Origin of the sequence: Pseudoalteromonas arabiensis, from assembly GCF_001550155.1 — a bacterium.
GTDB lineage: Bacteria > Pseudomonadota > Gammaproteobacteria > Enterobacterales > Alteromonadaceae > Pseudoalteromonas > Pseudoalteromonas arabiensis.
This window is the reverse complement of record NZ_LRUF01000026.1, coordinates 13404-35415: the sequence shown is the minus strand read 5'-3', so window position 1 is coordinate 35415 and position 22012 is coordinate 13404. Positions and strand designations below refer to the sequence as shown.

The 22012-nt window shown below is 39.4% G+C and carries 20 protein-coding genes; 12 read left to right on the top strand and 8 right to left on the bottom strand.

Annotated elements, in window-relative coordinates; all coding sequences use genetic code 11:
* Positions 1–85: 85 nt before the first annotated feature.
* From PAARA_RS17305 to PAARA_RS17285, 5 genes are all read left to right on the top strand, one after another.
* Positions 86–1768, top strand: coding sequence for a chloride channel protein (locus tag PAARA_RS17305; RefSeq protein ID WP_062570254.1), 1683 nt, complete (start codon positions 86–88; stop codon positions 1766–1768).
* Positions 1769–1789: 21 nt separating this feature from the next.
* Positions 1790–2224 carry a CopD family protein gene (locus PAARA_RS17300; RefSeq protein ID WP_062570253.1) on the top strand — a complete coding sequence of 145 codons (435 nt, stop codon included), beginning with the start codon at positions 1790–1792 and terminating at the stop codon, positions 2222–2224.
* Between the two features lie 104 nt (positions 2225–2328).
* Positions 2329–3345, top strand: a complete 1017-nt coding sequence (locus PAARA_RS17295) for an aspartate carbamoyltransferase (protein ID WP_062570252.1) — start codon at positions 2329–2331, stop codon at positions 3343–3345.
* A gap of 72 nt (positions 3346–3417) precedes the next feature.
* The gene (gene hemL, locus PAARA_RS17290; protein WP_062570251.1) at positions 3418–4698 is read left to right on the top strand and encodes a glutamate-1-semialdehyde 2,1-aminomutase; all 1281 of its coding nucleotides are present in this window, start codon (positions 3418–3420) and stop codon (positions 4696–4698) included.
* 99 nt (positions 4699–4797) lie between these two features.
* Positions 4798–6657, top strand: a complete 1860-nt coding sequence (locus PAARA_RS17285; protein ID WP_062570250.1) for a methyl-accepting chemotaxis protein — start codon at positions 4798–4800, stop codon at positions 6655–6657.
* Here the strand turns inward: PAARA_RS17285 and mrcB are convergent.
* The 5 genes from mrcB to PAARA_RS17265 all read right to left on the bottom strand — a co-directional run bounded on the left by mrcB (position 6620) and on the right by PAARA_RS17265 (position 12490).
* Positions 6620–8944 (bottom strand): penicillin-binding protein 1B, encoded by a 2325-nt coding sequence (mrcB, locus tag PAARA_RS17280; RefSeq protein WP_062570249.1) that lies wholly within the window; start codon positions 8942–8944, stop codon positions 6620–6622. The genes PAARA_RS17285 and mrcB overlap by 38 nt on opposite strands.
* An 85-nt stretch (positions 8945–9029) precedes the next feature.
* Positions 9030–9191, bottom strand: coding sequence for a YqaE/Pmp3 family membrane protein (locus PAARA_RS20460; RefSeq protein WP_083515349.1), 162 nt, complete (start codon positions 9189–9191; stop codon positions 9030–9032).
* 160 nt (positions 9192–9351) lie between these two features.
* The gene (locus PAARA_RS17275) at positions 9352–10581 is read right to left on the bottom strand and encodes an ammonium transporter (protein WP_062570248.1); all 1230 of its coding nucleotides are present in this window, start codon (positions 10579–10581) and stop codon (positions 9352–9354) included.
* Positions 10582–10590: 9 nt separating this feature from the next.
* Positions 10591–10929 (bottom strand): P-II family nitrogen regulator, encoded by a 339-nt coding sequence (locus PAARA_RS17270; protein WP_054554260.1) that lies wholly within the window; start codon positions 10927–10929, stop codon positions 10591–10593.
* Between the two features lie 331 nt (positions 10930–11260).
* Positions 11261–12490: a response regulator gene (locus PAARA_RS17265; protein WP_062570247.1), complete on the bottom strand. Its 1230-nt coding sequence runs from the start codon at positions 12488–12490 to the stop codon at positions 11261–11263.
* A 241-nt stretch (positions 12491–12731) separates the two neighbouring features.
* Here PAARA_RS17265 and PAARA_RS17260 point away from each other — a divergent pair, with 241 nt between their 5' ends.
* From PAARA_RS17260 to serA, 5 genes are all read left to right on the top strand, one after another.
* Positions 12732–14249, top strand: a complete 1518-nt coding sequence (locus PAARA_RS17260) for a S10 family peptidase (RefSeq protein WP_062570246.1) — start codon at positions 12732–12734, stop codon at positions 14247–14249.
* 116 nt (positions 14250–14365) lie between these two features.
* On the top strand, positions 14366–14929 hold the full coding sequence (locus tag PAARA_RS17255; protein ID WP_062570245.1) for a hypothetical protein: 564 nt from the start codon (positions 14366–14368) through the stop codon (positions 14927–14929).
* A gap of 13 nt (positions 14930–14942) precedes the next feature.
* A complete protein-coding gene (locus PAARA_RS17250; RefSeq protein WP_062570244.1) occupies positions 14943–15539 on the top strand; it encodes a 5-formyltetrahydrofolate cyclo-ligase in 597 nt (198 codons plus the stop codon).
* A gap of 54 nt (positions 15540–15593) precedes the next feature.
* Positions 15594–16247 carry a ribose-5-phosphate isomerase RpiA gene (rpiA, locus tag PAARA_RS17245; RefSeq protein WP_062570243.1) on the top strand — a complete coding sequence of 218 codons (654 nt, stop codon included), beginning with the start codon at positions 15594–15596 and terminating at the stop codon, positions 16245–16247.
* Positions 16248–16261: 14 nt separating this feature from the next.
* Positions 16262–17491 carry a phosphoglycerate dehydrogenase gene (gene serA / locus PAARA_RS17240; RefSeq protein ID WP_062570242.1) on the top strand — a complete coding sequence of 410 codons (1230 nt, stop codon included), beginning with the start codon at positions 16262–16264 and terminating at the stop codon, positions 17489–17491.
* 539 nt (positions 17492–18030) lie between these two features.
* Here serA and PAARA_RS17235 read toward each other — a convergent pair.
* From PAARA_RS17235 to PAARA_RS17225, 3 genes are all read right to left on the bottom strand, one after another.
* Positions 18031–18696, bottom strand: coding sequence for a dTMP kinase (locus PAARA_RS17235; RefSeq protein WP_062570241.1), 666 nt, complete (start codon positions 18694–18696; stop codon positions 18031–18033).
* 68 nt (positions 18697–18764) lie between these two features.
* On the bottom strand, positions 18765–19148 hold the full coding sequence (locus PAARA_RS17230; protein ID WP_062570240.1) for a hypothetical protein: 384 nt from the start codon (positions 19146–19148) through the stop codon (positions 18765–18767).
* Between the two features lie 27 nt (positions 19149–19175).
* Positions 19176–19823, bottom strand: coding sequence for a hypothetical protein (locus PAARA_RS17225; protein WP_062570239.1), 648 nt, complete (start codon positions 19821–19823; stop codon positions 19176–19178).
* A 765-nt stretch (positions 19824–20588) separates the two neighbouring features.
* Here PAARA_RS17225 and PAARA_RS17220 point away from each other — a divergent pair.
* Together PAARA_RS17220 and PAARA_RS17215 are read left to right on the top strand one after the other, a co-directional pair.
* A complete protein-coding gene (locus tag PAARA_RS17220) occupies positions 20589–21335 on the top strand; it encodes a hypothetical protein (protein WP_062570238.1) in 747 nt (248 codons plus the stop codon).
* A gap of 12 nt (positions 21336–21347) precedes the next feature.
* On the top strand, positions 21348–21902 hold the full coding sequence (locus PAARA_RS17215; protein ID WP_062570237.1) for an AAA family ATPase: 555 nt from the start codon (positions 21348–21350) through the stop codon (positions 21900–21902).
* Positions 21903–22012: the final 110 nt, after the last annotated feature.

Below are 22012 nucleotides of genomic sequence, written 5' to 3'. Positions count from 1 at the left end.
AAGCAGATAATTTTGCAAAATCACAAGGACTTAGTGAATTTGATTTGCTAAACTTGCGTCTCTAAAGTGCTGTGAGGAAAAATGCATGTGGCTTGAAACGCTGAGGCGTCGTCTAGCAAAGCCTAAAACATCTGTGCAATTGTGCTTACTAGGAGTTTGCGCAGGATTAATTGCGGCAGTACTGATTATATTATTCCGCCTCACAATTATGTTTTTTCAAAGTCTTTTTTTGGAAAAGCCCGATGACTTCTCTACCTTAGACACGCTAGAGCGTGTACTTCTCCCGATTGGTGCTGCCTTAGTCATCGCTTTATTTGCAGCACTAACAGGTTTTAAGCATTACCGTTTAGGTATTCCTTTCGTTATCCATCGGATAAAAAAGCATTATGGTCATATGCCACTGTATAACACGGTCAATCAATTTGTTGGTGGTGCGCTCGCTTTAATCAGTGGTTTTTCTGTTGGCCGAGAAGGTCCTTCTGTGCATATGGGCGCAACCGGTGCAAGCTTGTTAGCAGATAAACTACATTTACCCCATAATGCCATGCGCACACTCAGCGGTTGTGGTGTGGCTGCAGGCATTGCCGCCTCGTTTAATACCCCGCTTGCTGCCGTTATTTTTGTAATGGAAGTAGTACTGAGAGAATACAAAGTACATATTTTTGTGCCTATTATGCTCGCAGCGGTTACAGGCGCCTTAGCCACTCAATTTGTCTTTGGTGACGCATCTGAACTTGCACTTATCACTATGAACCCTCTAAGTGGCTGGCACTATCCTTTTTTAATTATTTTTGGCATGGCGCTAGGCGCAGTCGCTTATGCATTTAATCAAAATTTAATGTTGATTATTCGTACCTTTAAACCGCTAAGTATGTTTCCTCGCTTATTACTCGCAGGCTTAATTGCAGGGCTAATTGCCTATATGGTGCCTCATGCAATGGGCTCTGGTATGAGTGCCATCACCATTGCCATTGAATCCCCTGATGATGTGCAATTTTTAACAACGATTTTAATCGCTAAATTACTTGCCACACTCTTTGCTATTGGTCTAGGGATCCCCGGCGGTATTATTGGCCCCGTGATTGGTTTGGGCGTATTAATGGGTACCTTAATGGCATTTTTTGCTCAATTTATTAGCCCAGGAACAGATATTGCGGGCACCTATAGCATGCTTGGCATGGCAGGCTTATTAGCGGCCACCCTGCACGCCCCTCTTGCAGCACTAACAACGGTAATGGAGCTAACATCCAGTCCTGAAATTATTGTTCCTGCCATGTTAGTTATTTCTTCTGCGTATGTTACTGCTCTGCAATTTTTTGGCAATCGTTCTATCTTTATGCAGCAACTAGACTTTCAAGGGCTTGAATATCAAATATCCCCTGCAACCGAAGCATTACAGAAGGTTGGAGTGATGGAAGAAATGGATGAACAATTTAAACTGCTATACAGCGACGATAAAGAACAAATAAAAGAGTCATTAGACGCTTTAGATAGTCAAACGCCATTGATTGTTCATGATGATGAAAATGGCTATCGCCTTGCAGAGTATGACTTAAGCCTAATGTCTGACCAAAGTAGTAATATAAAGTATGTCAGTTTGAATGGTTTAAGTAGCCAAGCAACACTTGCCGATGCATTTGATCTATTAAAAGATAAACGAAGTGGTGCTGTATATATTTATAACCTACTGGATAACCAGCAAATTATGGGGCTTTTGCGTTGGGATCAAATCAGGCATATCCTTACCATACGTAACAGCTTGCTATAACAACTAAAAATGGACACAACAATGAGCGCGCTATTAGTATACAAAACCTTTCATGTATTTTTTATGATTGCTTGGTTTGCGGGGATTTTTTATCTTCCTCGCTTGTTTGTATACCACGCAATGAGTGAAGAAAAAGCCTGCAACTCGATGCTAAAAGTAATGGAACGCCGTTTACTGTTTTTTGTGACGCCGTTTGCCGTTTTAACACTCGTGTTTGGCGTACTGACCATTTTTGAATATGGTCGAGATTGGTTTAGATACAGCATGTGGCTGCACTACAAACTCGTGTTAGTGATTATTCTTTATATCTATCATGGCTACTGTTTCAAATTACTGGCTGACTTTAAACATGATCGTAATACTCGCAGTGATCGTTTTTATCGTATTTTTAATGAAGTCCCAGTACTTATTCTATTAGCAATAGTTGCACTCGCTATTATTAAACCTAGCTTATAATTTGCTGCTGTGTACGCTAAAAATTTGCTATAGTACGGCGCAAATTTATGCGGCCTCCTATACAGAGAGCCGGCGCCTTAATAAATGTAATTAGGAACAACCCCATGTTAAGTTTCCAAGGTGAAAATATTCTGTCGGTTAATCAACTTGACCGCGATTGTATTGAACGTATTTTTGCAGTTGCTAAAAAAATGGAGCCTTATGCTAAAAAGCAAAAGCGCACCAATGTATTAGAAGGCGCAATTTTAGCAAACTTATTCTTTGAACCAAGTACACGTACTCGCGTAAGCTTTGGTACAGCATTTAACTTACTGGGTGGTTTAGTTCGCGAAACAACAGGCATGCAAAGCTCAGCTTTAGCCAAAGGCGAATCTCTTTATGACACCGCACGCGTTATCTCAGCGTATGCTGATGCCGTTGCAATGCGTCATCCTGATTCAGGATCAGTTGCAGAGTTTGCAACCGGTTGTGATGTACCTGTCATCAATGGTGGTGACGGCGCAAATGAACACCCAACCCAAGCCTTACTTGACTTACTAACCATTGAACGTGAACTTTCTCGCTTCAACCAAGGTATCGACGGTATGCATATTGCCCTAGTGGGCGATTTAAAATATGGCCGTACTGTGCACTCTTTATCTAAATTACTGTGTCATTATAAAGACGTTAAGTTCTCTATGGTGGCACCAGATGGTTTACAGATGCCGGACTACATTTTAGATGCTGTTGATAACGCAGGTCATAAAATTCAAGTAGTGAATAAAATGGAAGGCAACTTAGCGGCAGATATTGTTTATCAAACCCGTATCCAGGAAGAGCGCTTCCCTTCACAAGAAGAAGCTAACAAATATCGCGGTGGTTTTCGTATCAGCCAAGCAATTTACAATGCACACTGTAAGCCAAACTCAGTACTGATGCACCCACTGCCTCGTGACAGCCGTTTAGAAGCAAACGAGCTAGATAACGATTTAAATAGCAACGACAACCTAGCCATTTTCCGCCAAGTACAAAACGGTGTGTTAATTCGCATGGCGTTGTTTGCTCTAACCTTAGATGTTGCCGACAAAGTTGAGCAATATGAAGTCGACGTGCCTTGGTTTAGCCGTAAGCGTAATAGCTAATACGCTTCATTTTGGGCTCTTTGAGCCCTTGCAAACCAACTCATTTAACGTGACAACCCAATAGGACTATTCATGACAATTAGCCAAGACCTTTTTAATCGCGCGCAAGAATCAATCCCAGGCGGTGTTAACTCACCAGTTCGTGCCTTCAATGGCGTTGGCGGTACTCCTTTATTCATCACTAAAGCAGAAGGTCCTTTTACCTTTGATGCTGATGGCAACCGCTACATTGATTACGTTGGTTCATGGGGACCCATGATCATGGGGCATAACCACCCTGCTATTAAACAAGCAGTCTTAGAAGCCGTTGAAAATGGCCTAAGCTATGGTGCGCCAACTGAAACTGAAATCCTCATGGCCGAAAAAGTAAAAGAACTGGTACCATCAATCGAAAAAGTACGTATGGTAAGCTCAGGTACTGAAGCGACAATGAGTGCAATTCGCTTAGCGCGTGGCTTCACTGGCCGTGACAAAATCTTAAAATTTGAAGGCTGTTACCACGGCCATGCAGATTCACTCCTAGTTAAAGCAGGCTCAGGTGCGCTGACTATGGGCGTACCGAACTCACCAGGTATTCCTGAAGATTTTGCTAAACACACATTAACTGTGTCATTTAACAACCTTGATGAAGTAAAAGCCATTTTTGCCAAATACGCTGACGACATTGCTTGTATTATCGTTGAGCCAGTTGCTGGCAACATGAACTGTATTCCACCTGTACCTGGCTTCTTAGAAGGTTTGCGTGAAGTGTGTGATGAATACAAATCAGTGCTTATTTTTGATGAAGTAATGACAGGTTTCCGTGTTGCTTTAGGCGGCGCGCAAGCGTACTACAACATCAAACCAGACCTAACGTGTTTGGGTAAAGTAATCGGTGGCGGTATGCCTGTGGGTGCGTTTGGTGGTAAAAAAGAAATCATGGATTACATCGCACCAGTCGGGCCGGTTTACCAAGCGGGCACATTATCAGGTAACCCTATTGCCATGGCTGCAGGCTTAAAATCTTTAGAGCTTTTAAGTGCTGAAGGCTTACACGATCAATTAGAAGCAAAGAGCAAAGCAATTTGTGAAGGCTTTGAAGCCGCTGCGAAAAAAGCTGGCATTGCACTTACAACAAACTACGCAGGTGGTATGTACGGCTTCTTCTTTACTGACAAAGAAAAAGTAACTAGCTACCAACAAGCCACTGAGTGTGATTTAGAGCGCTTCAAAAAGTTCTTCCACTTAATGCTTGAAGAAGGTGTTTACCTTGCTCCTTCAGCATTCGAAGCAGGCTTTGTATGTGCAGAGCATTCAGAGCAAGAAATTAGCGACACCATAGCAGCGGCAGAACGCGCCTTTGCGAAGCTATAAAATATAATTAGAAAAAAAAGCCCGTAAGGGCTTTTTTTATGAATAAAAACAACGTAACCACAGGTCTACTCCTAATATAATTTCTAACTGGGTGTATCTGTGAATAATCTAATTAAACCTGCTGTTTTCTTAATGAGACAATTAAGTTACAAAGCAAAAATGTCGCTAATGTTTGGCATTTTAATTTTTCCTCTTTGTTTAAGTTTATTTTTTTTACTAAGCGTTCTAAGTAAAGGAATTGAAATATCACAAAAACAAAATCAAGGGGTCCAAATATATCCTCAATTACTCGCTAATTTACTCACTGCAAATCAAGCTGATAATATCAGTATTGCCCAACAAGCGGGTTTTGCGAATACAGCCACTGATGACGACAACATTTTAGAGATAGTCTCGATTGAGTCACAGCTTGCTATTGTAAACGAGCTCAGTAGTAGCTACTTAAATCGCACATTAGTGACCGCTCTACCGCCTCTTATCACACATTTAAATAAAACCATACAAAGTGCAGAAACCGTTTTATCTAGCGGGCAGTTTTCACCGAGTACATTTATTACTTTATCAAACCAAGTTAAAGCTCTGCCGCAGTTAGAGTCACAGTTTTTAATGAGTTTGAATACATCTTTAACTGCAAACGAGAAACTTAAAAACACCCTAACAGAACCCGCAACGCAACTTTCAAGCAGTATTAATGCGCTTTTTCTAGCATTAAACCAAGATCTACTCGAGCCAGATGAAATTGCGCTTACACAGCAGCAGCTTGCAAATTTAAAAATAAATATTAACAGTAAGATTAATCACTTTATTAGCAACAGTGAGCCAGCTTTATCATTGATGATCTTAACGCAATTAAAACAGCAACGTATGACCCGTGTTGTGGTCATCATTGCCGCTTTAATCAGTCTATTTATAGCAAGTTATTTGATGATGGGGTTTTACCGCTCATTAGTTGATACTTTAAAGCAGTTTTCTAACGCAGCAACAGAGGCTGCAACAGGTAATTTAGGCGTGCGATTAGATTTAAAAGGCAAAGACGAGCTCAACTCAATAAGCCTACTATTCAATGATTTACTAAAATCGTTTACGACGCTTATCAAAAATGCTCAAAAAACCACTCACTCAGTAAGAAGTACCACTCAGCACGTATTTGAAAGCCGCAATAAAACAACCAATGATGTTACTGAGCAGCAACAAAGCATTAGCGCTATTAATGACTCGCTAGATAACATGAGCCAATCGGCAGAGCATGTTGAAAAAACAGCCTCGCATGCTGTTTTTCTCGCTAATAGTGCCGCCAAACAGGTCCAAAACAGCGCAAAAAATAGTGAGGAGTTAGCGCAACATATCGCACAGTTACAACAAGAGTTTAACCAAGGGTTAAAAGCGCTGGATTCATTAGCGCAAGACACCTCAAATATTAGCCAAGTAAGCAAAGGAATTAGCGACATAGCTGAACAAACAAATCTTTTAGCCTTAAATGCTGCAATCGAAGCTGCAAGAGCCGGCGAGCAAGGACGAGGGTTTGCTGTTGTCGCTGATGAGGTTAGAACATTGGCAGGGCGAACTCAGCTACAAACAAAGGAAATACACGATATTATCGCTTCATTACAAAATGCATTGCAGTTAACACAGCAGAAAATGCAGCAAAGTGTCGAAAAAATGGAGCAAGGGGCAGCATCCGCTAACCAAACAAAAGCAAGTTTAGTTGAAGCCGTAAATACGATGGATGAAATCAGTCAACATGGTGAACAAATCGCGCAGTTAGTTGCTGAGCAAACGAGTGCAACACAAGATGCTTTAAATGATGCCAAGCGGGTAAGCTGTTTAGCCGAAGAGACGCTTAAATCATCAAAAAATGCCTCAGCAAGCGCACACGATTTAACCGCGCTTGCTGAGCAACTTAACGATGCAATGAAAGCATTTAGCGTCGACAACTCGGACGAGGCTCAAACTCACTAGCTCGAATAGGCAGTTGCACCACTTTGCCGCAGCCAGGTGGTGCTTGCAGACCTGTTTCTTCATTTATGAACGCCCAGCGAATAGAAGCTGGGCGAGTATCTGCAATGGCTTCAGGGTTAAGCGGTTTTAGATAACGAATATAGGTTTCTAACGCACCAACACTCCCCGTTAGGCCGGTATTTTTATTATCGTCTCGACCAATCCAAGCAACGGTAACTGTATTTTGGTCAAAACCTGCAAACCAGCTATCTCGTAAGTCATTACTTGTGCCCGTTTTACCCGCTAACTGAATCGATGGAAAGTGGGCATTTAAACGTTTTGCTGTGCCATCTTTAGTTACTCGCTTCATCGCATATTTAGTCATATAAACTGATGCTTCATCGAATCGCTTTTGTGACTCAACATTATGCTTATAAAGTACTTTACCTACTGAATCAGTCAGTGCAGAAATTGATGTTAGTTCACGATACTGTCCGTCAGCAGCAAGTGTTGTATAAAGTTGAGCGACCTCAAAGCTAGACAACTCCAATGCCCCAAGTAGCAGTGATGGGTATTCATCGATGCTTCCTTCAACTCCTAATCGCTTCAAGGTCGTTGCGACAGTGTCGACCCCTACATCTAACCCAGTATTTACCGCAGGTATATTGATACTATTACTAAATGCTTTATAAAGCGGCATCATGCCTCTAAATTGCCTATCAAAATTCTCTGGCTGCCATATTTTTCCTTGCTCATTCGTTACTCTTAGAGGAGAGTCATCAACCAAAGATGCAAGGTTAAACTTGCCGCTTTCAAAGGCACTCAAATAAACAGCCGGTTTTACTAATGAGCCTATATTACGCTTGGTATCTAATACTCGATTAAAACCAAAATAGCGAACATCACGACCGGCAACTAAGGCTGAGACGCCACCTTTTTCAACGTTAACCGAGATCATAGCGGCTTCTAATTCTTCGGTTTTAGGACGTCTTTCAAGGTAAGGTAAGCTTGCCTCAACCGATTTTTCCATTGCAGTTTGTTTTTGTAAGTCGAAATAAGTAAAGACACGCACACCAGCATCCAATACTTGCTGGTCAGGTAACAAACGCTTTAATTCGCGATTAACTAACTCTAAATAACCAGGATACGACTTCTGTAGGCTATCTTTCATAGGTGAAATATCAATTGGACGCTTTAACGATGCGCGATACTCACGTGTATTTATTAAGTTATTTTCGACCATTAAGCGCAGTACTAAATCGCGACGCTCCATCGCACGTTCACTGTAACGGCGTGGGTTGTAGTACGATGGGCCTTTAACCATAGCAACCAGTAACGCAATTTGGTCATACTCTAGCTCGTCCACAGGTTTAGAAAAGTAGAATTCAGCGGCAAGCCCCATACCGTGAACACCCTGATTGTATGATTGCCCTAGGTATACTTCATTTAAGTAGGCTTCTAAAATTTCATCTTTGCTATAGCGGTAGTCTAATATCAATGCGATAAGTGCTTCATTAAACTTACGTACAAGAGAGCGTTCACGTGTTAAATAAATATTTTTAGCGAGCTGTTGTGTTAAGGTACTTCCACCCTGCACTGTTCTTCCCGCTTTAATATTGCTGTATAGGGCACGCATAATAGACCATACCGACACACCGTGGTGCTGATAAAAATCTCTGTCTTCAACCACCAGCAAGGTGTCTTTTAACATTGCAGGAAACTTATCAAGCGGCACAAACTCACGATCTTGATTCGAATCATTACCAATTCGCGCAATTTGCACAGGCTCCAAACGCGCAGAATTTAAGCGTCGACCGAATTTATCCTTAATAGTTGCTAATTTTTTCCCTGAAAAACGAAGCTCAATAACACGAGCATCTTCGAGCCCATCGTAAAATTCAAATTCGCGGCGATACACTTTAATACTGTTAGATGACTTAACATACTGCCCTGTACGACTAAGCTTATTAACTGAAGAGTAGTTTAATCTGTTAAGCTCCCAAAGAACTTCTTGTTGTGATAAAAACTGCCCAGGGTAAAAGCTCATTGCTCGCGCGTATACCTGCGCAGGTAACTGCCACTTATTGCCCTCAAATTGACGCGTTATTTTTGCATCTAAATAAATAAGATACAGCACCATCGCAATCACAACAGCTAAGGATAACTTCCAAAAAATTGACCACGTTTTACGAAAAATACGCGACTTTACTGTCGTATTCGAAGAGGTTTTGCGTTTTTTAGTGGTTCGTTTCGTGGACGCCGTTTTCTTTGCTGGCGTTTTTTTAGCAGGAGTTTTTTTATTAGCCATTGAGTTCGCTATTGGTCAGTTAATTTTACAGGTGTAATCAGCCGCAATTCTATCACCTGTAAAATTAACAGTCACTTAAACTCGATTAGCGGGTACATAACCAAAGCGAGTGAATAACCGCAGGTATAAAAAATATAAAGCATAAAATAATATTAATAACCAAATCTTTACCAACACCGGCTTTTAAAAACACAGCCACAGGTGGTAAAAACAATGACAAAATAATTAATAACAGTTTGTTATCCATAGTATTCCCTTGTTGATTAAGTTATTTGAGCATAGTCAATATTGTTGAAATCGCCTATAAGAAAACACTTATTTTGAATGCAAAAAAGCCCTACCTGAGTAGAGCTTTGATTTGAACACACAATGATTATTGTATGTGCGTGCTGAAGCACGCACTAAAATTAGTTACTGCGAACTGATACAAACTCAGGGTAAGCATCAATACCACAGTCATGTTGATCCATACCGTTTAATTCTTCTTCTTCGGTAACACGGATACCCATGGTATTTTTCAGAATTGCCCATACAATTGATGACGCGATAAACACAAATCCTAAGATACACACTAAGCCAATTAATTGATTAACGAAGGTTGCATCTGAGTTTGAAAGTGGTACTAGCATAATGCCTAATGCACCACACACACCGTGTACAGAAATCGCACCGACAGGGTCATCGATTTTTGCTTTATCAAGTGCAACAATACTAAATACAACCAGTGAACCGCCGAGTAGACCTAATAGACAAGCAAGTAATGGTGTGGGTGATGCTGGCTCAGCCGTAATAGTGACAAGGCCTGCTAATGCACCGTTTAGTACCATAGTTAAATCAGCTTTCCCCCAAAGCACTTTACATACGAACAGTGCTGCAATAGCACCACATGCCGCTGCTGCGTTAGTGTTTAAGAAGATTTTACCCACTGCTGTTGCATTTTCAGCGTCAGAAACAAGCAGCTGGGAACCACCGTTAAAGCCAAACCACCCCATCCAAAGGATTAATGTGCCTAGTGTGGCAAGTGGTAAGTTAGAACCAGGAATTGGGTAAATTTCACCGTTTTTACCGTATTTACCTTTACGAGCACCAAGGAAAAGTACACCTGCTAGCGCTGCCGCAGCACCTGCCCCGTGAACAATTGCAGAACCTGCAAAGTCAACAAAGCCCATTTCAGATAAAAAGCCTGCGCCCCAAGTCCAATAGCCTTCAATCGGGTAAATGAAACCTGTCATAACAACAGTAAAGATCAAAAATGCCCATAACTTCATACGCTCAGCAACAGCACCAGATACAATAGACATAGCCGTAGCTACAAATACAACTTGGAAGAAGAAATCAGACTCTAATGAGTGATTTGCATCAGCTGCTTGTGTACCAATTAAAGCACCAAAAGAAGGAACAAAACCGCCTTCAGCGTTATCAACATACATGATGTTATAACCCACAAGTAAGAACATGGTGCAGGCGATCGAGAAAAGTGCTACGTTTTTAGTCAGTATTTCTGTTGTATTTTTTGCACGAACTAAACCCGCCTCTAGCATCGCAAAACCGGCAGCCATCCACATGACTAAAACACCCGACATCAAAAAGTAAAAAGTGTCGAGTGAGAACTTCAACTCTACAATCGTGTTTTCCATAAATCCCCCTTAAATTGCTTCTTCATCAAGTTCGCCGGTACGAATACGGACGATTTGGTCTAGGTCGTAAACAAAAATTTTGCCGTCACCAATTTTGCCTGTTGAAGCAATTTTCGTGATGGTTTCAACAACGCGTTGACAATTTTCGCTACGAGTTGCAATTTCAAGTTTAATTTTAGGAATAAAATCGACTTGGTATTCAGCTCCACGGTATAGCTCAGTATGACCACGTTGGCGGCCAAAGCCTTTAACGTCGACAACTGTCATCCCCTCAATGCCTAAATCAGCCAGTGCTTCACGCACATCATCAAGTTTGAATGGCTTTATTATTGCACTAATCATTTTCATAGTGGCCCCCTTCGGACGCTTATTGTTATCCTGTTGGCTTTAACAATCCAACCTTTGTGCCACTATTTTTTATTATTTATTTTCAACTGGTTAAATACAATTAGTCACTTACAAACAAAAAAAATGCACCACAAGGGTGCATTTTTTTAACAATTAACCAGCACTGGTGCAATTCAAGCAATTAAACCTTGATTATAGCAAAGCAAAAATCTCGTTACTTAGTTATACTTGGTTATTGCTTTGCATCCATGAAGTCGTAAAGCAATTATTTTTCAATCGGCTAGCAACAGCTTTAATCCCTTAAATAATTAAGTATTATTGCGTATTGATACTATAAACGGACCACGCAGTTACGTTGTTGCTGTTTAGCTTGATATAAAGCTTTATCAGCTAAGCGCATTGCGGCTGTGAGTGAGACATGTTGAAATGCGGTCATGCCAATACTCATGGTGAGTGAATAAGGTTCGCCATTAATTGAAAACTGGTGCTCCGCAAGTTGTTCCCTGAAACTATTTAACCTTGCTTCTGCTTTTTCAAGGTCCATGTTGTCTAACACAACTGCAAATTCTTCCCCACCAATGCGAGCAATTGTGAAGTCGTCGAACTTGGTTTTTAAAAAGGTGGTTACTTGCTTTAATGCATGATCACCCGCTTCGTGACCAAACTGATCATTAATCGTTTTGAAAAAATCAATATCGAGTAATGCCAGTACATTCTTTTGTTCTGTTTTCTTTAGGATTTTCTCAGCGTATTGATAAAAATAACGGCGATTATGAAGCCCGGTTAAGTGATCCCGGTATGCGCTTTCTTTAATGTCTGCGATTAGGGCAAGCTGTTCCATCGTCTGCATTACACGGCAATGAAACTCTTCATTCATAAATGGCTTAGTCAAAAAGTCATTAGCGCCGTACTTGATAAAACGTGCCGACAAACCGTGCTTACCTGCACCTGATAAACCTATAATAGCTAAGTCATCACGGCCTCGAAAATTACGCACCGCTTTAACAAGCTCAAAGCCATCCATCGTTGGCATTGCATAGTCAGTGAGTAGAAGCTTAATTTCAGGGTCATCTTTGAGCATTTGCAATGCTTGCTCACCATCGTGGGCATCACTTACATTAAAAAGCTGCTTTTCTAACATTTGCTTCATCAAGGTGCGACTTAATACCGAATCATCGGCAACAAGTGCCTTTGAACCATGGTTTCTAAGTAGTTGTGCAACAAGCTTAATAGCATAGTGGTATGAGTCACGATTATCTTTAACAACATAATCAACCACACCAAGTTCTAGCATTTGTTGACGAATGTATTCATCAATTTTAGACGTTAACACAACGGTAGGAATATTCTTTGATAAGGTGTATTTAGCCACTTCACCGTTCATCGCATCGGGCAGTGTTAAGTCGACTAAAGCGAGGGTGTAGTCATGCTCAGCGATTAAATCTATGCCCTCTTGCAAAGACCAAGCAAAGTCGACATCCACATCTAAATAGTGGGCAGATAAGTGGCGTAACACTTGCTGTACTACTTTACTGTCTTCAACAACTAACACTCTTTGCATTGCAACTTCTCTTTTCTATGCAGATGTACACAAATTACCAACATGCCAAATATACGTTATTTTTTAATCTAGCTAAATGATTAAGCAAAATATCTTTATTAAAAAGTACTTTTTAGTAATTAACCACGCAGTTTAGAGAATCTTCCTATTTAACAGCTATTATTGGTCACTAGTCTCAATAGTTTGTCTTCAAGCGAGCTTTTCTCTTTAATAGCAGCAACTCGAATAATAAGGAATCAACATGAAACTAGTTAGTTTTATTGGCTTGTCAGTAACAGCCCTAACACTGACCTTCAGCACCCCCAGCTTTGCTGATAATGAACGACGCATAGACGTTGACAGCAGTGTTGTTACAGAACATAAAGCACGTATTAACGGTGAGCGCTTCTCTTATACTGCAACAACAGGTACCCAACCAGTTTGGGATGAGCAAGGTAATGCGGTTGCAACGCTGCAATATACTTATTATACCCGCGATAAAGTAGACGATAGAACAAAACGTCCACTGGTTTTTTCGTTTAATGGCGGCCCTGGCTCTGCGTCAGTGTGGATGCACCTTGCTTATACTGGACCACGTGTATTAAAAATTGATGACGAAGGCTACCCAATTCAGCCCTATGGCGTAAAAGATAATCCATATTCAATTTTAGACGTGGCTGATATTGTTTACATCAATCCAGTAAACACGGGTTACTCTCGCGTTCTTGAAAACGATAAAGGAGAGTTACCAAGTAAAGCTGACCAACAAAAAATGTTTTTTGGTGTAAACGCCGACATCAAATATTTGGCTGAGTGGTTAAATACCTTTGTGTCGCGCAACGAGCGTTGGCGCTCACCTAAGTTCTTAATTGGTGAAAGCTATGGTACAACTCGCGTTTCAGGCCTTGCTCACGAATTACAAAACCGCCAGTGGATGTATATCAACGGTGTTATTTTAGTATCACCAACTGAAATTGGTATTAAACGCGAAGGCCCGGTAGAAGCAGCAAATCGCCTACCTTACTTTGCCGCAACGGCTTGGTACCACAAAGCCCTCAGTGCAGACTTACAAGCAAAAGACTTAGATGAGTTACTGCCTGAAGTTGAAGAGTTTACCGTTAATAAGTTCTTACCAGCGATAGCTAAAGGTGGCTTCTTAGCTGCCGATGAAAAACGCGCAATCATCAAGCAAGCAGCAAAATACGCAGGCTTATCTGAAAAGTTTGTTGAACAAAACAACCTTGATATTCCTACTAATTTCTTCTGGAAAGAACTATTACGCGAGCGCGGTCAAACAGTGGGTCGCTTGGATTCTCGTTATTTAGGTATTGATAAACGTGATGCAGGTGAGTCACCTGATTACTGGGCAGAGCTTACCTCATGGTTACATTCATTCACGCCAGCAATTAACTATTACCTACGTGAAGAGCTTAACTACAAAACAGATATCAAATACAACCTATTTGGTAATGTTCACCCTTGGGATCGTACTGGTAATAACACAGGTGAAAATTTACGTTTAGCGATGGCGCAAAACCCATACTTAAACGTGATGATCCAATCAGGTTACTACGATGGTGCAACCAATTACTTTGATGCTAAATACACAATGTGGCAATTAGACCCAAGCGGCAAAATGAAAGACCGCCTAAGCTTTAAAGGCTACCGCAGTGGCCACATGATGTATTTACGTCATGCTGATCTTGAATCATCAAATAATGATTTACGTGAGTTTATCCTTAAATCACTACCAGCTGAAGGCAAAGCAGCTAAGTACTAACTAGACGATGACTCATTTATAAAGAAAAAGCCCGTTTTATACGGGCTTTTGTTTATCCACTAATCTATTTGGGTATATACTCAAGTCATTGATTTAAGGAATTGGATAATCACAACATGGCTGAAAAATTTCGTGTGATGTTTGCAGGGCTAGAAGCCGGTGTTGATCAAGCACACGCTACTGAGCAACTTGCAGCAAAATTAAAAACAAATACAGATAAAGTAGCCACTCTTTTTGAACATAAACCACTCTTTGCACCTAGCGAACAAGAAAAAGCATTAAAGCAAGCAAAGCTGTTGGCAAGCGTGGGGATTAAAGCTAAGCTCCAGCCAGTAAATCAAAACCAAGTTAATCAACAAACGAATGCAAGTCTTGAGGCTAAACAACGTGATGAACGCATTTTTGATGCCTTAGATTACATTACAAGTAGCCTCATTCGCCTTGAAGAAAAGCTTGATGATCTAGAACAGCGTTTGCCTGAAAGTGAGAGTACCAATCCACAAGATAACGAAGATAGCTGGCAAGAAGATGACTTACTGCTGGAAGAAGAGTTAACAGAGCCCGTTAAAAAACGCTCTAATACATTACTTTATTCACTCATCGCCATGGTGATTTTGTTACTAGCTATTCTTGGCGTTGTAGAGCTTTTTCCTGAGTTTTTCTCTTTTTTAGAAAGTTAACACCTATATTGACATGAGCAACACGCGAGCAGAAATTAGACAATCCATTCGAAAAAAGCGCAATTCACTGACTGTTGAGCAACAAAAAAATGCAGCAATTGCGCTGAAAGTGAATTTTACTCAACACTTAAAATCACTAAAAACCACTAAAAACGCCCACATCGGTATTTATTTCAGTAATGATGGCGAATTAGACACCTCATTGTTAATTAAAGAATTATGGATGCAAGAACAGCATTTATACCTGCCTATAATTCACCCCTTCAATGGTACAACTTTGTACTTTCAGAGGTATGAAGAAAATTCACCCATGACAGCAAACCGCTATGGTATCTTGGAGCCCAAGTTGAATTGCAGTCAAATATGTCCTTTAGACAAGCTTGATATTTTACTTATGCCATTAGTGGCATTTGATGATCAAGGTAACCGTTTAGGAATGGGCGGTGGGTTTTATGACAAAACGTTGGCACGGTATTACCAAGAAAACTGGCAAAAACCGATTTTGATAGGCCTTGCCCATCAATGTCAGCATGTTTCAGCATTGCCGATTGAATCGTGGGATGTACCGTTAAAACATATTATAACCCCAGAGAAAATCTACCAATGGTAAGCAAACTATTTGTATACTATGGGCCCTCTCTGACAGCTAACTGAGCACATAATTATGACGCAAGATGAATTAAAAAAAGCCGCTGCCTGGGCAGCACTCGAGTTTGTAAATGAAAACACCATAGTGGGTGTAGGTACAGGCTCAACAGTCAATCATTTTATTGATGCACTGGGTACCGTAAAAGACACCCTTGTTGGTGCGGTTTCAAGCTCTGAGGCTTCAACTGAAAAGCTAAAAGCACTGGGTATTGAAGTATTCGAGCTTAACGAGGTATCAAGTCTTGATGTGTATGTTGATGGTGCAGACGAAATCAACCCACACAACGAAATGATCAAAGGCGGTGGTGCAGCGCTGACACGTGAAAAAATCGTTTCAGCAGTCGCAAAACAATTTGTTTGTATTGTTGACGAATCTAAAGAAGTTGCAACATTAGGGGCTTTTCCACTGCCGGTTGAAGTGATCCCGATGGCACGCAGCTATGTAGCTCGTGAACTCGTAAAACTAGGTGGTGACCCCGTTTACCGTGAAGGTGTTGTAACAGATAACGGTAACGTTATTTTAGACGTACACAATTTAGATATCAGCAATGCCAAAGAATTAGAACTAACAATCAACCAGATTGTGGGTGTAGTAACAAACGGCTTATTTGCCCATCGCGGTGCAGATAAAGTCATTATCGGCACCAAAAATGGGCCGCAAATCAAGTAAATAGGAATGAGGATATGAGTAAGGTATCGTTAGCAAAAGACAAAATTAAAATTCTCTTGCTGGAAGGCGTGCACCAAAGTGCTGTAGAAACGCTTAAGCGTAATGGCTACAGTAATATTGATTACGTAAAAACATCCTTACCTGAAGACGAGCTCATTGAGCGCATTAAAGATGTGCACTTTGTAGGCCTTCGTTCTCGCACTCATATTAATGAAGCGGTATTAGAAGCAGCTGAAAAGCTAGTCGCAATCGGCTGCTTCTGTATCGGTACTAACCAAGTCGACCTGCAAGGTGCTCGTGAACGTGGTATTGCGGTATTTAACGCACCATTCTCGAACACCCGCTCTGTAGCAGAATTAGTACTTGGTGAAATCTTATTATTACTTCGTGGTATTCCAGCGCGTAATGCTCTCGCGCACCGTGGCGGTTGGTTAAAATCTGCCAACGGTTCATTTGAAGCGCGTGGTAAAACGTTAGGTATTATTGGTTACGGCCACATCGGTACACAGCTAGGGATCATGGCTGAAAATATCGGTATGAACGTTGAGTTTTACGATATTGAAGACAAGCTAACACTGGGTAATGCAACACAAGTTCATAACCTTACTCAGTTACTACAACGTGCTGACGTTATTAGCTTACACGTACCAGAAACACCGCAAACGAAGAACCTAATTGGTATGGCTGAGCTTGAAGTAATGAAGCAAGGCGCCATCTTGATCAATGCGTCTCGCGGTACGGTTGTTGATATCGATGCACTAGCAGAATCACTACGTGATAAAAAGCTAAGCGGCGCAGCAATCGACGTGTTCCCTGTCGAACCAAAATCAAATGATGAAGAATTTGTATCACCACTGCGCGAGTTCGATAACGTAATTTTGACTCCACATATTGGTGGTTCAACACAAGAAGCACAAGAAAATATCGGTATTGAAGTAGCAGGTAAACTCGCTAAATACTCTGATAATGGTTCAACCATTACTGCGGTTAACTTCCCTGAAGTATCACTACCTGAGCTTGCAAACCGTAGCCGCCTATTACACGTACACCACAACCGCCCAGGTGTTCTAACGCAAATTAACCAAGCGTTTGCACAGCACGGTATTAATATCGCTGCCCAGTACTTACAAACTGACGAAGCGATTGGTTACGTGGTCATCGATGTAGATACCGATCACTCTGAAGTAGCCCTTAAAGAACTAAGTGCCGTTGAAGGTACAATCAGAGCACGTATCCTCCACTAATCATTGGCATATCAAATAATCAAAAAGCGCAACCAGTTAAACTGCTTGCGCTTTTTTGTTGTAACTTTGTAGGTTGCTCTAAGCAAAGCGAAAGCCACCAGCATCAAGCTTGATCGCTAAGTCAAAAATACCTCACCGTAGGCGTGAAATTTATTTCGCGTGAACGCACGAAGAAGTTATCTAAAAGCACAACACCATTGTTTTTAGTAAACAGCAGACGTGAGAGTAAGCTGATTTTTAGACAAAATCTTCTTAGATTAATTATGTAGATTAGAAAAGTACGGATAATTTCAGGCATAAGGTTAAAAACATCAAGAGGTCAGAAATACGAAATCAACAAAATTTACCCTAGCCACTCTACTAACAACCGTACAGTATATTCGCTTCAAACAAGACATATGTATTAGGCGGTCTACCCCTAACTGGGGTAGAATACTGAATATCTTCTTAACGGGTTGTATATATTGTATTTCTTTTAGAGTTAGATATCTCTGACACAGTAAGACTCTATCAAAGACAAAATGAGAATGTAATTAGCACTAATCTAACGTTTCCAAAACTGTTGAAAAAACATCATTTGATATATCTTCGATAGATCTCAGTGAATTCCCTTCTAAACAATTAATAACTTTCCAATCACCAGCATTTTTTGCAATGGAGTAATAAACTACTGCAACCTCTTCTAAATAACTAGAGTTTTCCTCATGCAAGTCATGACTTTTCGCAGTGTAATCACGAGTGTCTTTAAGTTGAACTAACTTAGATGAATTCACTGCATCTAGATTTAGTAAGATATTGATATTGGCTTTTGGTAATCCATATACATCATATTCAAGTTTTTCTATCCAGTGCTGGAGCTTCACTCTCTCAGCCCCTACTAATTTTGCCGACTGATGTGCGATATTTGAAGATACATATCTATCAATGATAATCACTGTACCATTATTCAGGGCTTTCAGAATATCCCCTTTCTTTTCGAATCTATCACCAGCATAGAGCATCGAGGCAAGTTTAGGTGGAACCTCATCCAATCCTCCAAACTCACCATTTAAGTAGTGGCCTACTTCTTCACCAAAAAAAGTTTCCGAGTAACACGGAAACCCAAAAAGTACGACATCGTGGCCGATTTCCGATAGTTTTTTTGCCAAAAGCTTAGCCTGAGTATTTTTACCACTCCCATCGATGCCTTCAATAGCGATAATCATTCTTTATATTCTCAACTTAGTTACAAACAATAAAACCATGTTAAAAACCATGATTTTTTTAAAATTTTTCAACAAATAATTCTTGACTTGATTTGGTTAAAGAAAAAAGTATCAATATTATTATTCATAATTTTTTCATTAATGCTCTTCCTCATCTCTCTAGGATAAAGTTCTAGAATATTTGATTGCCTTTTAATATCTAATAAAGTGTTGAAGGTGGTTTCAACCCTTTTTGATAATTTACCATTAAGCTTTTTATTTCGAATAGTTAGTACTTCTCGTAAATCTTCTGGTACTACTCCCGCTGTTATAATAATATCTCCAGTACCTTGTTCATTTAGTTCTATATAGTTATATCCAACAACAAAAACTAGATCTTTAATAATTTCTTTAGACAGATTCATATCCAATGTATCAACAAGAGTTGTTGACAAGAAACCATTGGAATTCAATAGCTCACTTAACTCGTCTATTTTTCCTTATGCATGATTTCTCCAATAATCTATAGCTTGAACACTTTCAGTAAAAGTCTGCACCTCTTGGGAAAGTGTCACATACATGTACTCTTCTTCTAGGCTCTTTTCATTATATTTCAACTTTCCATTACTTATAGGAGCTAACTTGCTATTATTATCATTATTCATAATAAACTTACTGCCAACTATCACACCTGATACATCTTTATTTTTTACAATATCTACATATTTATTCAAATCAGATATAGTTACGGATTTTATTATTGGCTTAATATACAAATACACAGGCACTCCAGTTTTTTTTGTCAAATCGAAGCTTCCAAACCTAATTTCAGGAGAATCAGTTCCCCTTTCTATCGAATTCCACTTAGTAAGAGTAGTTGAAGATATGAAAATGCTCAGTTGTCCTCTCCAAGATATTAGCTTGCTCACTTGTTCTATATCCTCACAAGCTACGTAACGCTTCGTTGCGAACTGAACCGGGTTACCCTTTCGGAGAAAGTACTTTATCAATGCTAAAGTCGATTCACGAACAGGCTCATCCCAACACTCTGAGTAGCACCCCAGAGAGATGATAGTACCTTTCTTACCTTTAATAAAATCAGTTCTAGCTTCAACCATTCCAATTACATAATCACTGTTCTTAATCATAAGATTTGATGCACCCAGCTCATAATCAAGTGATGGCAGATAACAGTACGAACATCTTGATCTGCAACCTAATGTCGTGTTTATGAATAATCTGTTTTTGGATCCATAGACATACACAGTTTCGCTATCCTATAGTATCAGTTTTTGTTACGTATTCTCGAGATGATACTTGATTTCCGTAAGTTCTGCATTCCTTGAAAGAAATTTAAAGTTTCTCACCACTTAGTTAGGATAACTTCCACAGTTCGACATCACTAAAATGAGTTCTTGAAACTATCTCCTATTGTTCAATTTTCTTTAAGATAAACTACCACATTCGCTTTTAAATAACTGTAACCAATTGATTTAAAAATATAGTATACCGAGACATTTCGGCTTGCTTAATACCCTAACCATGACGCACAAGTTGACAAGACTCCAAGTGGCTACTTCACACGACACGTATTAGATTAGTTACACTTTTTGAGCACTTCTTTGTCAATTCTCAATGCAATCGAGCTACGTTAAAACAGAAAGTTATTGTAATGGTGCCGGTTAGTGGTTTTATAGCTTTTTTTGGCATAGACTAATAGGCTGGTGAGTGAATATGGCTGTTCTTAAACGTAATTTTCAAATTTAGTTCACTCAAGTCCGAGAGTAAAGCAAACTTTTGTTGTGTAAACACCTATACTCAAGGAGTATACTATATTTTTGAAAACCACACTGCCAATAAAAGTGGATATATAACATTAATAAAATTACCCCCTATCAAATAAGGCGATATAAATGAAAAGAGAAAACATTGTTCAATTACTAATACTGCTCCTCAGTATAATCCTTATTCTATTTGCTAATTTTTACCCCACAAATTCTTCTATTGATAATATAGAGAAAATTAGCATTAACACAGTACTACTAAGTATTGGTTGCTCAATATTAGCAGTCGTTATTATTAATTTTGTAGAGTATCACATAACACTACCAGAAGTTAATTTCATGAAAGTAATTAACTCTTGGAAATTGGTTTCAATATTCAAAACGAGACAGGAAATGAATACAGTAACCAATAAATTATTGTTGAAATCAGAAGAGTTAGACATCGCAGCATTAGGAGCAAGTGGCTTTATTAATTATCAAGGAGATATATTGAAGGAAAGATTAAAAAAAGGATTAAAAATAAGATTTCTTATTCCAAACAAAGAGTCTAACTTTATAGTTCAAAGAGAAATAGATGAAATGGCTCAAGAAGGTTCTATAAAAAAAGCTATTTCAGATTTAGTTGAATGGGTTGAAAGCACCCAGAAAGAACTGAACCTATCAGATTCTACAATTCAAATAAGAGAATATTCTTGCTTACCTATAGACTCCATAATGAGAATTGATAGTAACTTATTCACAGGTCCCTTTATGGTAAAAAAGAAGAGCCAGCTAACAATGTCATATCAATATAAACAAGGTGGTATTGGATATGAATATTACAAGAAGTATTTCGAAGATATATGGAATGACGACAAGACAGTATCACCAATTTAATTAGGTTTAAGAATGAAAAAAATACTGGTAACCGGCGTCTTTGGGACGGGGAAAACCACCCTAATAAATATGGTTGAAAAGCGACTGAAAACACTTAATAAAAATGTAAAAACTATCAGCGAAGTAGCTCGAGAATGTCCTTTTAAATTGAACCATGAACAAAACGCTTTTTCTACGTCGTGGCTAATCATGAGACAAATGGAAAATGAGCTAAAATATGCAAATGAAAATTTTGATTTCATCATTTATGATAGGGGATTACCAGATATCATAGCCCATACCAAGATAGTGTTAAAAAATGATAACAATGACCTTCTATTCTATAAAAAACTAGAGGATTTAGGTAAAGTTAGCTTAGAAAACTTTGATTATATTTTTCTTTCTAAGAGATCTGATAAATACGTCATTCAAGAAGATGAGATACGAGTCGATGATATTGGTTATCAAAAGAGTCTTGAGGATATTCATGTTGAGTACTTAAAAAGCACTGGTAAATACTTTATTCCACTTGATGAAGATAATGAATCTAGACTTACTCAAATATTGGAAATCATTTTTGAAATATAATTAAAACTATAGCGTTCAAGTAAAATTAACCATTGTTTTAGATTCATATTAGCGAACATCTGCTATATAGATTTTAATACACGTTCTGTTTGACGACCATCTCTTGATCG

Bases quoted from the DNA above. Each gene is read 5' to 3' on its own strand.
- PAARA_RS17305 (WP_062570254.1), top strand. From the start codon at position 86: ATGTGGCTTGAAACGCTGAGGCGTCGTCTAGCAAAGCCTAAAACATCT.
- PAARA_RS17300 (WP_062570253.1), top strand. From the start codon at position 1,790: ATGAGCGCGCTATTAGTATACAAAACCTTTCATGTATTTTTTATGATT.
- PAARA_RS17295 (WP_062570252.1), top strand. From the start codon at position 2,329: ATGTTAAGTTTCCAAGGTGAAAATATTCTGTCGGTTAATCAACTTGAC.
- hemL (WP_062570251.1), top strand. From the start codon at position 3,418: ATGACAATTAGCCAAGACCTTTTTAATCGCGCGCAAGAATCAATCCCA.
- mrcB (WP_062570249.1), bottom strand. From the start codon at position 8,944: ATGGCTAATAAAAAAACTCCTGCTAAAAAAACGCCAGCAAAGAAAACG.
- PAARA_RS20460 (WP_083515349.1), bottom strand. From the start codon at position 9,191: ATGGATAACAAACTGTTATTAATTATTTTGTCATTGTTTTTACCACCT.
- PAARA_RS17275 (WP_062570248.1), bottom strand. From the start codon at position 10,581: ATGGAAAACACGATTGTAGAGTTGAAGTTCTCACTCGACACTTTTTAC.
- PAARA_RS17270 (WP_054554260.1), bottom strand. From the start codon at position 10,929: ATGAAAATGATTAGTGCAATAATAAAGCCATTCAAACTTGATGATGTG.
- PAARA_RS17265 (WP_062570247.1), bottom strand. From the start codon at position 12,490: ATGCAAAGAGTGTTAGTTGTTGAAGACAGTAAAGTAGTACAGCAAGTG.
- PAARA_RS17260 (WP_062570246.1), top strand. From the start codon at position 12,732: ATGAAACTAGTTAGTTTTATTGGCTTGTCAGTAACAGCCCTAACACTG.
- PAARA_RS17255 (WP_062570245.1), top strand. From the start codon at position 14,366: ATGGCTGAAAAATTTCGTGTGATGTTTGCAGGGCTAGAAGCCGGTGTT.
- PAARA_RS17250 (WP_062570244.1), top strand. From the start codon at position 14,943: ATGAGCAACACGCGAGCAGAAATTAGACAATCCATTCGAAAAAAGCGC.
- rpiA (WP_062570243.1), top strand. From the start codon at position 15,594: ATGACGCAAGATGAATTAAAAAAAGCCGCTGCCTGGGCAGCACTCGAG.
- serA (WP_062570242.1), top strand. From the start codon at position 16,262: ATGAGTAAGGTATCGTTAGCAAAAGACAAAATTAAAATTCTCTTGCTG.
- PAARA_RS17235 (WP_062570241.1), bottom strand. From the start codon at position 18,696: ATGATTATCGCTATTGAAGGCATCGATGGGAGTGGTAAAAATACTCAG.
- PAARA_RS17225 (WP_062570239.1), bottom strand. From the start codon at position 19,823: ATGATTAAGAACAGTGATTATGTAATTGGAATGGTTGAAGCTAGAACT.
- PAARA_RS17220 (WP_062570238.1), top strand. From the start codon at position 20,589: ATGAAAAGAGAAAACATTGTTCAATTACTAATACTGCTCCTCAGTATA.
- PAARA_RS17215 (WP_062570237.1), top strand. From the start codon at position 21,348: ATGAAAAAAATACTGGTAACCGGCGTCTTTGGGACGGGGAAAACCACC.